General features: G+C 72.8%; 6 protein-coding genes. 3 read left to right on the top strand and 3 right to left on the bottom strand.

Annotated elements, in window-relative coordinates:
* Nucleotides 1-48: 48 nt before the first annotated feature.
* Nucleotides 49-1,194 carry a PucR family transcriptional regulator gene (locus ACIBHY_RS46840; RefSeq protein WP_397257611.1) on the top strand — a complete coding sequence of 382 codons (1,146 nt, stop codon included), beginning with the start codon at nt 49-51 and terminating at the stop codon, nt 1,192-1,194.
* Between the two features lie 304 nt (nt 1,195-1,498).
* Here ACIBHY_RS46840 and ACIBHY_RS46835 read toward each other — a convergent pair whose 3' ends face one another.
* Entirely contained in the window at nt 1,499-2,269 is a 771-nt protein-coding gene (locus tag ACIBHY_RS46835) for a tyrosine-protein phosphatase (RefSeq protein WP_397310135.1), read from the bottom strand.
* A 516-nt stretch (nt 2,270-2,785) separates the two neighbouring features.
* On the opposite strand from ACIBHY_RS46835, the gene ACIBHY_RS46830 reads away from it, so the two are divergent.
* Nucleotides 2,786-2,986 carry an EF-hand domain-containing protein gene (locus tag ACIBHY_RS46830; protein ID WP_379618390.1) on the top strand — a complete coding sequence of 67 codons (201 nt, stop codon included), beginning with the start codon at nt 2,786-2,788 and terminating at the stop codon, nt 2,984-2,986.
* A gap of 63 nt (nt 2,987-3,049) precedes the next feature.
* Nucleotides 3,050-4,216 carry a helix-turn-helix domain-containing protein gene (locus ACIBHY_RS46825; protein WP_397310134.1) on the top strand — a complete coding sequence of 389 codons (1,167 nt, stop codon included), beginning with the start codon at nt 3,050-3,052 and terminating at the stop codon, nt 4,214-4,216.
* Here the strand turns inward: ACIBHY_RS46825 and ccrA are convergent.
* Both ccrA and ACIBHY_RS46815 read right to left on the bottom strand, forming a co-directional pair.
* A complete protein-coding gene (ccrA, locus tag ACIBHY_RS46820) occupies nt 4,182-5,507 on the bottom strand; it encodes a crotonyl-CoA carboxylase/reductase (protein ID WP_397310133.1) in 1,326 nt (441 codons plus the stop codon). The genes ACIBHY_RS46825 and ccrA overlap by 35 nt on opposite strands.
* The gene (locus ACIBHY_RS46815; RefSeq protein WP_397310132.1) at nt 5,504-11,302 is read right to left on the bottom strand and encodes an SDR family NAD(P)-dependent oxidoreductase; all 5,799 of its coding nucleotides are present in this window, start codon (nt 11,300-11,302) and stop codon (nt 5,504-5,506) included. Before ACIBHY_RS46815 ends, ccrA begins: the two co-directional genes overlap by 4 nt.
* Between the last annotated feature and the right edge of the window lie 181 nt (nt 11,303-11,483).

The following is an 11,483-nucleotide window of genomic DNA, read 5'->3' as shown; positions in this document are numbered from 1 at the left end:
TGAATGGGTGGACCCCGGAATCCATTGGAGCGATTCGCAGAGTTCATTGTGACCGATGACAAAGAGCTGACGATCGGCGGCGTGAGCGTGCACCGCCGGCTGGCGCACGAGCGGGCCCGGCTGGCCCGCGAGCTCGTCGCGCGGATGCTGGCCGACGTCGAGCACTACCGCGACCTGCCCGCCGGGGAAGTGGCCCACGACATCGTCACGCTCGTCGAGGAGAACCTCCTGGCGCTGTCGCGGGCGCTGCGCGAGCGCACGGTGCCCGCCGAGCCGGGCGGCCGGGTCGCCGAGACCGCGATCAGGGGAGCCGAGCAGGGCATGCCGCCCGGCGCGCTCATCGAGGCCTACCACCTGGCCTTCGCCGAGACCTGGCGGGCGCTGACCGCTCGGGCGGAACCCGGCGACCTGGCCGACGTCCTGGCCTGTACCGAGCTGATCCTCGCCTACACGCGGCGGGTCACCGAGGTGGTCACCTCCACCTACTTCGACGAGCGCGGCCGCCTGTCGGCCGAGGAGCGCGACGAACGGCACCGCCTGCTGTCGGCCCTGCTCAACGGCGAGCACGTGGACGGCCTGGCCCCCGCCTACACCGTCCTGTCGCTGTCGGCCGGGGAGGGCGGCGCGGTCGCCACGCGGCGCAAGCTGCACCGGATCGAGCGTGAGCTGGAGGCGTTCGCGCCCGGCACGCTCTTCGACCGGCCCGCGGGCGCCGCGCTGCTGCCCTGGTCGGGGCCGTGGGAGCGGCTGGAACTCCTGGTGGGACGGCTGGCGGAGGCGGGCCGCGGGCCGGTGACCGCCGCGGCGGCCCACGCCACGCCCCCGGAGGTGCCCGAGCAGGTGCGGCAGACCCGGGAGGTGCTGGACGTCGTGGGCTGGTTCGGCCGCGGGCCCGGCCTCTACCGGCTGACGGACGTGCTGCTGGAGTACCAGCTCACCCGGCCGACCGCCGCCTCCCGTGAGCTGGCCGCGCTGCTCGATCCGCTGGACGCGTACCCGGAGTTGCTGCGCACGCTTGAGGTCCACCTGCGTCACGGGCGGTCCCGCCGGGCCACGGCCGAGGCGCTGCACCTGCATCCCAACACCGTGGACTACCGGCTGCGCAGGGTGGCGGCGCTGACCGGGCTGGATCCGGCCGGGGACGCGCATGTGCAGCGGGTGGGGGCGGCGCTGGCGGCCAGGATGAGCCGCTAGGCCGTGCTTCAGCACCCTGTCGCGCGCGCCGGATTGTCTGTGCGCGGACCTACGCTCTTCCTCACGTGTCACTGCCTAGGCTGACCCGGTTCGAAGACCTCGACCTCGGCGGCAGCCTCAGCCTGGTGCGCGACCCGCTGCCGGATTCCGGCCGGCTGCCCGCCCTACGGGTCCTCGGTCTCAGCGGGTGGCGCACCGGACACGCTCCCGTCCGCGAGCCGGCGACATCTTCCTGCGGGAGCTGCCCGCTACGGCGCCAAGCCCTCACGCGGCTTCCACACCATGCTCCAGTGGTGGGTGAGTCTCAGCGGAGGTAGAGGTCGTGGAGGGCTTGGAGGTCGGTGTCGGTCAGGCCGAGGCCTTGCCGTACATAGCCCGAAATATCGCCGTATGTGGCTTCGATCTGGTCGAAAGCGGCGTTGAGGTAATCTTCGCGGACCTCAAGCAGCGGGCGGACCAGTTCGCGGTCGATGCCGTGCTGGGCCGCCAGGGCGTAGACGCCCACGGCCAGGGCCTCCAGGTGGGCGTTGCTGGCCAGGTAGTCGGCCATGACGGTCTCGCGGTCCACGCCCAGCAGGGTGAGGAGCAGGGCGGCGGCCCAGCCGGTGCGGTCCTTGCCGGCGGTGCAGTGGAAGAGGGTGCCGGGCTTGGCGAGGGCGCGCAGGAGGTCGGCGTAGGCCTCGTGGGCCTCCTGGGTGGTGATGAAGGAGCGGTAGACCTCGACGATGAAGTTCTCCGCGGCCCGCGGTGAGCGCAGCGCCTCCGCCTGGTCGGGTGAGGTGAACAGGGAGGCGATGTCGGCCCCGTGGCCGCCCCCGCGCTGCACGTCCAGCACGAGGTAGGTGATGCCGTCGGCCAGGCGGTCGGGCTGCTCGGAGCGTTCGGTGGAGGTACGCAGGTCGCACACGAGCCGCACGCCGGCGTCGTGCAGGCGGCGCTGGTCCTGCTCGTCGAGCCGGTCGAGGGCCCCGGCACGGAAGGCCAAGCCGGTGCGGACCTTCCTGCCGTCCCTGGTGGCCTGGCCGCCGACGTCGCGCAGGTTGGGCGCGGAATGGATGACGAGATTTTCCCCCATGAGATCTGACCCTAGCCGGATATTTCCGGCCTGCGCCCGCGATTTTCAGGCGGACAAATCCGGCTTGCGCCCGCGACCCCAGGCCGACGTTTCCGACCTGTGCCTGCGACCCAAGCCGAGGTTTCCGGCTCGTGCCTACGCCCCCGCCGAGGTTTCCGGCTCGTGCCTACACTCCCGCCGAGGGTTCCGGCTCGTGCCCGGGATTGCCGAGGCGGGTGAGCGCTTGTCCATCACCCCCGCCGGCGGGCCCGGGTGGGGGCTCGGCCGGTGGGTCCGGGTGGGGGGCTCGGCCGGCGGTGAGATTCTCCATGAGCGCCGGGACTCGACCACGGCGGCCCGGAGGCGGCCCTTCTCTGGTCGCCCTCCGGGGCCCCGATCGTGTCCGTGGTGGCGTGTTCGAAGGGGGGATCGGTGGGGTAGGCGTGGTCCCTCGACAAACGCCTGCAAGTCGTGGCATTTATCGACTCGCTCCGCCGATTCGCCACTAAGGTCTGACCCGACACAGGAGGAACATCAATGAACGACTACGAGGCGACCTTCAAGCTGATCGACGCCGACAACGACGGGCTCATCTCGCCCGAGGAGTTCGTGCGGCTGATGGAGATCATGGGCCAGCCGGTCACGCTCGAACGCGCCGAAGAGGCAGTCAAGCAGCTGGACCTCGACGGCGACGGGCTGATCAACGTGCGGGAGCTCGGCACCTTCCTCGAACGGTGACAAAAACAAGCACTTGCTACCCACTCTTCTGACGCATAAGTCACAATGGCGTCGGGAGGGACCATGGCCATCAGGAGCGACACCCGGACGCCCGCGGACGTCGTGACGACACTCCGGCAAGGCATCGGCCGGGTCTCCACCGAGGTGATCGAGGAGATCCAGGCCCGCATCCCCGAGTACGCCCGCCCCTCGGACGAGGTGTACATCAAGGTCATCCGGATGGCCGTGGAGCAGGCCATCTACGGCTTCCTCGACCGCATCGAGAACCCCGACGCCGCCTGGGACCCCGAGCCGTTCCGCATGATCGGCCGGGGCGAGGCCGCCGAAGGCCGCAACCTCGAACCCCTGCAGACCGCGCTGCGCCTCGGCGCCCGGGTGGGCTGGCGGCGGCTCACCGAGATCGCCGAGCCGCTCGGCCTGTCCCCCCAGTCGCTCTACGACCTGGGCGAGGCCATCTTCGTCTACCTCGACCAGCTCGCCGACGCCGCCGCGGAGGGCTTCGACGAGGCGAAGGCGCACGCCGCCGGAGAGATCGAACGCCGCCGCACCCGCCTGCTCGACCTGCTGCTCAGCCGGCCTCCCGCCGGTCAGGAGGCCATCGCCGACCTGGCCAAGGCGGCCGGCTGGCGGCTGCCCAAGACCGTGGCCTGCGTGGCGCTGGGCGACCAGCACGGCGCCTACCGCCGGCCCGCGTTGCCGCCCGACGTGCTCACCGGTCTTGAGCGTGCCCATCCGTGCCTGCTCGTGCCCGATCCACGCGGACAGGGCCAGGCGATGGACGTCGCGCTGCGGGGGTTGAAGGCGGCGATCGGGCCCGCCGTACCTCTTGCTTCGGCTCCGACGTCGCTACGGTGGGCCAGCGAGGCTCTGGAGCTGTCCGCGCGCGGCGTGCTGCCGCGCGGGCTCCTGAGGTGCGCCGACCACATGGCGACGCTGGTCGTGTTCAAGGACGAGGAGCTGGTCGACGCGCTGGCCGAGACGCGGCTCGCGCCGCTGGCGCACCTGCGGCCCACCCAGCAGGACCGCCTCGCCGAGACGTTGCTGGCCTGGCTGCGCCATGGCAGGGGCGCCGGCGAGGTGGCCGCGCGGCTGCACGTGCACCCGCAGACCGTCCGCTACCGGCTGCGCCAGTTGGAGGAGCTCTACGGCGACCAGCTCGCCGATCCCGACATCCGCTTCGAGCTGGAGATCGTGCTCAGGGCGCGGCAGGCGCTCGGCGGAACAACCTGAGCCGTTCCTCCCCGATCCGCTCCCGCAGCGCGTGATCCTCGACCCCGAGGTCCTCCCCGGGCGCGAGGGCGAGCACCCCGACCTTCCCGACATGCCGGTTCGTCTGTACGGCCCGCGCCGCCTCCCCCGCCCGCTCCAGCGGATAGACCCGCGACAGCGTCGGATGCACCATCCCCAGCGAGATCAGCCGGTTGACCTCGTGGCACTCCTGGTAGTTCGCCCCGTGGGAGCCGATGATCCGCTTGAGCTTCATCCACAGGTGCCGGTTGTCGTAGGCGTGGTCGTAGCCGCTGGACGACCCGCAGGTCACCACCGCGCCGCCGCGCCTGGCCACGTAGACCGAGGCCCCGAACGTCTCCCGGCCCGTGTGCTCGAACACGATCCCCGGATCCTCCCCCACCAGCCTGCGCACCTCGGCCCCGAGCCGCCGCCAGTCCTTCTCGTCGGCCAGATCCTCGAACCCCGACCGGTCGATCACATGCTCACACCCCATGGCGCGCAGCAGCTCGCCCTTCTCCGGCGAGCTCACCACCCCGACCGGGATGCCGCCCCCGTTCTTCACGAGCTGCACGCCGTACCCTCCGAGCCCGCCCGTCGCCCCCCACAACAGCACGACGTCCCCCTGCCGCATCCGCGCGCCGCGCTCCCCCACCAGCATCCGGTACGCGGTCGCGGCGCACAGCAGGTTGCAGGCCGCCTCCTCCCAGCTCAGATGCCGCGGCTTGGCCAGCAACTGGGTCGCCTTGACCACCGCGAAGTCAGCCAGCCCGCCGAAATTCGTCTCGAACCCCCACGCCCGCAGGTCCGCGGCCAGCATCCCGTCGTGCTGGGCGATCGGGTCCTCGCCGTCCACGTACGCGGGCCCGGTCACCACCCGGTCGCCGACCTTCCACCGGCGTACGGCCGCGCCCGTGCGCACGACCACACCCGCCGCGTCGGAGCCGAGGACGTGCGTGGACAGGTCATGGCGGGGGTCGGTGCGGCCCAGCCGTTCCAGGAAGGCGAAGGTCGGGACCGGCTCGAACATCGCCGACCACACCGTGTTGTAGTTGATCGCACTGGCCATGACCGCGACCAGCACCTCGTCGGGGGCCAGCTCCGGCATCGGCACCTGGCCCACGTGCAACGACAGCCGTACGTCCTTGTCGGTGTCGGCGTTGGTGTGAGCGGCCGCCTTGAACATGCCGACCTCGTCGCGGTGGACGTAGGCGGCACGGTAGGTGGGGGGCACGTCCAGGCGGGCCAGTTCCTCGGGCGGCGCGCCGGCGGCCACGGCCTGTGCCAGGTTCATAGCAGGTCCTCCAGATGGGCGGCGACGACCTCGACGTGGGGCGGGTCCAGAAGGTTGAGATGGTGCGAGCCCGGCACCTCGACGATCTCCAGGGCGGGGCTGAACGGCGCGAATCCCCTGGCCGGGTCGTCGTGGTGCAGGTAGCGCGGGTCCTCCACGGCCCAGGGGGTGGGTTCCGTGCTGCGGTACAGGACCACGCGGCCGGTGTGGACTCCCGGGCGGTAGCGCTCTATGGCGCGGGTGTCCTCGTGGGAGGTGATCTGGTGGCGGAGGATGGCCGGGCTGAGCATGCCCAGGACGCCCGACTCGGCGATGCGCGCCTCGGCCAGGTCCAACTGCTCCTGCTCGTCCAGCGCGGCCAGCTCGTGCCTCTCCAGCCGAACCCGCAGCCCATACGTTTTCCCGAGGTATCCCGCGAAGTCCGCATATCTCCGGGCATGGAGCAGCCGCCTGTCCTCCTCCGGCACCACCTCGGGCAGCCCGGAGTCGATCATCACCACGACCTCACAGTCGGCGCCCAGCAACCGCCCCGTCTCAAACGCCAGAATCCCCCCGAACGACCACCCTCCCAGCCGGTACGGCCCCGGCCCGGTGCGCCGGATCTGCTCGGCATACCGGGCCGCACGCTCAGGAATGCCCAGCTCAGGATCGTCAATTCGCTCCAGCCCGAAGACCGGCCGAGCCAGCCGAGACGCCAGCAACGTGTAGACCCCGGTCGTCCCCCCGGCCGGATGCCCCAAGAACAACGCCCCCCGAACCACCCCGGCCCCACCCAGGCCCGCCCCTCCCCCGACCACCTCGCCCCTCGGCACGACCTGCCCGAACTGCCCGGCGCTGCACCCGGCCGCCTCTTCCCACCCCGCGTTTCCCCGGGTCTCCTCCTGGCCGGCCGGCGCGGGCCGCTGCGCGGGCGCCCTCGTCATCGTGGGCTCCCCGGGGTTTTCCGAGGTCGCCGGGTGGGTTCGGGCGTGGTGGTTGAGGGGGCGGAGGAGGGCGCGTTCCGCCTCGACCGAGTCCACCGCCCTGATGGCGTCGGCCAGGTCGCAGATCCGCGCCTCGGGTGTCCCGACGGTGACGACGCGGCTGCCCACCTCACGCCCCAGCACGTCCAACGCCACCGGCACCACCTCGGGCGGCACGGTGTCGGTGACCGAAGGCTCGTACCCCATCAACCCGGCCAGCACCCGCACCACCTGCCGCTCGGCCGCGTCCCGGGGCCCGATCACCCGGGCGGGCACCCCGGTGACCGCCGCGACCAGCTCTCCGAGCGTCCCCCCGTTGAGCAGCGGCGCCACCGGCACCACCACCCCGAAGTCGTACTCGATCAGCCCCCGCAACCGCGTGGCCGCCAGCGAGTCCAGCCCCAGCTCGGTGAGCACGCTCCCGTCGTCGAGCCGCCCGGAGTCAACTCCCAGCACCGCCGCCGCCCGTTCCCGAACCCGCGCGGACACGTCCCCGCCCGCCTCCGCCTCCCCTTCCACCACCTCCGAGAAGTACGGCATGCGCCCAACCCCGGGAAACGCCGCCACCGCCGCCCCTGCATCCAGCTTGACCACCCCGGCCGAACACCCCCGCAGCAGCAGCGCCTCCAGCGCCTCGATCCCCTCGTCCAAGGTGAGCGCCTCAACAGCGGGCAAGGCGGAGGCCCCCGCCCAAGTCCCCCAGTTGACGGAGACGGCCACCGCCCCCTCCGCCCGGCGTACCTGGCAGAGCGCGTCCAGCCAGGCGTTGGCGGCGGCGTAGGCACCCTGCCCCGGCGAACCCAGCAACGCGGCCGCCGAGGAGAACGCCACCCACCAGTCCGCCCCCCGAGTGGCCTCGTGCAGCCGGAGCCCGCCGGCGACCTTCCCGTTCCACACCCGGTGGAGACTGTCAGCGTCAAGATCGGCCATCAGCCGGTCGTCGAGCACCCCTGCCGCGTGCACCACCCCGCGCAGCCGTAGTCCGCCCTCGGTAGCGGCCTCGACCAGCCGCTCCGCCGTACCGTCCTCAGCCAGATCCCCCACGACCGCCACCGCACCGGCCGGCAGCCGGGCTTCGGGTGCCGAGCGGCCGTTCAGCACGATCCGCGTGGCCCCCCGGCCGGCCAGCCACCGCGCGACCGCCAGCCCAAGCCGCCCGAACCCGCCCGTCACCACGTACGCCCCCGGCCCCACCACCGGATCCCCGCGCCCAGGCCGAGCGGGCGGCAGTTCCAAACGCCTGAGCCGGGCGGCGTAGCGGGTGCCGTCCCGCCAGGCCACCTCGTCCTCGGCGTCGTCGCAGGCCCGCTCCCGGTCCAGAACGGCGAGGTCGTCCACGTCCACCAGCACGGCCCGCAGTTCCGGACGCTCCAGAGCCAGTACCCTGACCAGTCCCCGCAACGACGCGGGCCCGGGATCGGGTTTCTCCCCTTCGAGAACGGCCTGCGCCCGCCGGGTCACGATCGTCAGCCGTTCGCCCGGGGACGCCTCGCGGGCGATGCGGAGGATCAGCTCCCGCGAACCCGCCGGGTCCAGCCCTCGCGGCACCACGAACACCGAGCGCGCCCCAGAGCCCCCTTCGCCAGGAGGCGCCTCGACCCAGGCCCGCTCGACCAGCTTGTCCTCCAGCCGCGCCGGAACCTCGTGCGGCAGGATGTCGCGGATCTCCACGCCCTCCAACGTCCCGTCCGCCCCCACCCGCCGGACCCTCTCCACGCCCTCTGCCGCCGGGCCTGGCGTGAGAGCGGCGGTGCCGTACACCTTCCAGATCCCGGCGGCGTCCTTGGCACTGACCCGGACGACCCCGTCGGACAGCGTCACCGTGACGCGCGCGGGCAGCGGCAGGAGGGCGTGCAGCACCACGTCGTGCAACGGCGCCGCGCCGGAGACCTCGCGGACGGCCGCGTGGGCGAGGCGGGCGACCACGGTGACCGGCAGTACCGGGCGGCCGTGGCGCTGCCAGGTGGCGGGGCCGAGGCGCCACGGGGCGTCGGACAGGTCGTCCAGGGTGGTGTTCCACGCGTGGCCGTCAGGGGTCTCCACGTGCGCGCCCAGCAGGCGGTGAACGCCGTCGGCGGCTGCCGCGGCGCGGCGGTGCGGCGCGACCCAGTGGCGCTCGTGCCGCCAAGGCGCGTGCGGGACGTCCACGATCCGCCCGGCCGTCCTCGGCGGGACGGCGGCGGCCACCGTCGCCACCTGAGCGTAGAACTCCCCATCGTCCTCGCGGCGAAGCGAGTGGGTGACCAGCACCCCACCGCCGCCGGTGAGCGTGTCGTGGAGGGCGGAGGTGAGGAGGGGATGTGGGCTGATTTCGGTGAAGACGGTGAATCCGTCGTCGGCGGCGGCGCGTACCGCCTGGGCCAGGCGCACCGGCCGGCGTACTCCGGCCGCCCAGTACGCGGCCTCGAAGACCGGCACCTCCCGCGGGTCGTCCAAGACCGTCGAGTAGTACGGCAGCGCCGGCTTACCCGGATCGATCCCGGCCAGTTCCTCCCTGATCAGCGGCAACAACGGCTTGACCTGCGGCGAATGACCGGCGCCTTCGGCTGTCAGCGTCCTGGTCAGGCGGCCCGAGGCGGCGATCTTCCCGGCGAACTCCGCCACCAGGCCCGGGTCACCGGTGATCACGGTCTGGCGGGGTGAGGTGTGGACGGCGATGTGAAGGGTGTCCGGGATCTCGTCCGCCGCCGCCTCGACGATCGCCATCGCGCCGCCGCCGCCGAGTGTGCCCAGGAGCCGGGCGCGGCGGCAGATCACCCGGATCGCGTCGCGCGGGCTCAGGCCACCGGCCACCACCGCGGCGGCCACCTCGCCCATCGAGTGGCCGATCACGGCGGCGGGCCGGATGCCGTAGGCCCGCCAGAGCCTCGCGAGGGCGATCTGGGTGGCGAAGATCAGGGGCTGGGCCTGGGCGACGCCCTCGGGGGCGGTCCAGGGGTCTATGCCCGCCTCGGCTCTCAGGAGCGGGGCCAGGTCGTCGAGGGCGGCCCGGTAGGCGGGTTCCGTCTCGTAGAGGTGGCGGCCCATGTCGCGCCACTGCCCGCCGTACCCGCTGAAGACCCACACGGGACCCGCGCAGACGGGTGGCAGGGCGAACGGACGGGCGGTGCGCAGGCCCTGGGCGAGTTCGCCGGAGGTGGCGGCCACGACGGCGGCGGCGGTCCGGCCGCGTCCGGCCCGCCTGGCCAGCGTGTGCGCCACGTCCTCCCATACCCGGTCCTGGCCGACGACCCATTCCGCCAGGAGTTCGGCGTGGGCCTTCACCCGGTCCGCGCCGACGTCGCTGATCGTGAACACGTGCTTCGCCGTGTCGGGCGCGAGGACGGTGGCGGGCGCGAGGACGGTGGCGGGCGGGGCGGCGGTGAGGGCTATGTGGGCGTTGGTGCCGCCGAAGCCGAACGAGGACACACCCGCCCGAGGCCATGGCCAGGGGGTGGGTTCGGTGACGACGGACAGGCGCTCCCACGGGATGTGCGGGTTGGGGGTCGTGAAGTGGATGCTGGGCGGGATGACGCCATGGTGCAGCGCCAGGACGGTCTTGATGAGGCCGGTCACGCCCGCCGCCGCCTCCAGGTGGCCGAGGTTCGACTTGGCCGAGCCCAGCAGCACCGGCCCGCCGGGGAACGCGGCGGCCACGGCCGCGGCCTCGATCGGGTCGCCCAGGTACGTGCCGGTTCCGTGGGCCTCGATGTAGGCGGGTTCGGGGAGGCCGGCGTGCACCTGTCTCAGCAGCGACTCCTGTGCCTGCGGGTTGGGGGCGACCAGGCCGTTGGAGCGGCCGTCCTGGTTGACGCCGGTGCCGGTGATCACGGCCAGCACGCGGTCGCCGTCGCGCAGCGCGTCGGGGAGCCGTTTGAGCACCACGACGCCGCAGCCTTCCGCTCGGACCATGCCGTCGGCCGAGGCGTCGAAGGCGCGGCATCGGCCGGTGGGCGAGGTACCGCCGCCCTGGTCGAAGGCCATGGTGATGATCGGCGACAGCAGCAGGTTGACGCCCGCCGCCACCGCCAGGTCGCTCTCGCCGGCGCGCAGGCTGCGTACCGCCAGATGGGTCGCCACCAGTGAGGACGAGCAGGCGGTGTCCACGGCCAGGGAGGGTCCGCGCAGGTCGAGCAGGTAGGACAGGCGGTTCGCGGCGATGCTCAACGCCGCCCCGGTCGCCGTCCAGGCGTCGACCTTGGCGGGGTCGACGGTGGTCAGATAGGCATACTCGTTTCCGGAAATACCAACAAATGTCCCGGTACGGCTCCCGCGCAAACCCCGAGGCGCGATGCCGGCGTGCTCCAGCGCCTCCCAAGCGGTCTCCAGCAGCAGCCGGTGCTGCGGATCCATGACAGCCGCCTCACCGGGCGCGATGCCGAAGAACGCGGCGTCGAACCCGGCCACGTCCGCCAGGAACCCGCCATGCCGGGTCGTCCTTGCCAGCGCCTCCCCGGCCGAGGCGGAGCCGTCGTCGAAGGGCGCCCACCGAGAGCCGGGCACGGTCCCGACCGCGTCGCGCCCGTCCATGAGCAGCCGCCAGAACTCCTCCGGCCCGTGCGCCCCCGGCACCCGGCACCCGACTCCGACCACCGCGACCGGCTCGTCCGCCGCGCGAACATGTCGCTCTCGTAGAGGAGGCTCGGACAGGGCGCGGACCAGCTGGTTCACGGTCGGGCTCGCCCAGACGAGGGTGGGGCTGAGGTCCCGGCCGAGCAGTTCCGACAGCTCTCCCGCCACCGCCACGGCATCCCTGGACGACAGTCCGTACTCCTCCAGCGGCCGGTCCGGATCGACGTCCTCGCCGGCCAGCCGGGCCGCGAGCCGTTCAAGGAGAAAGCCACGGACGTCCACGTGCGCTCCCATGCTGCCGGGGTGATCGGCCAACCTACCCAGGAGGCCGGGGCCGGGGGCAGGCCCGTGCCGAACATTCCTCCGGAGCGATTTATCACGCGGGTGACAACTGGCGGGCCGATTCGTTGCCGCGGGTTCATAGCCCGCCCCCGCGCGGAGCCCTAGCCTCACCGGCGGAGGA

It is taken from the genome of Nonomuraea sp. NPDC050547, assembly GCF_044457345.1.
In the GTDB taxonomy this organism is placed as follows: Bacteria; Actinomycetota; Actinomycetes; order Streptosporangiales; family Streptosporangiaceae; genus Nonomuraea.
The sequence above is the reverse complement of the archived record's forward strand: the minus strand, read 5'-3'. Positions and strand labels throughout refer to the sequence as shown.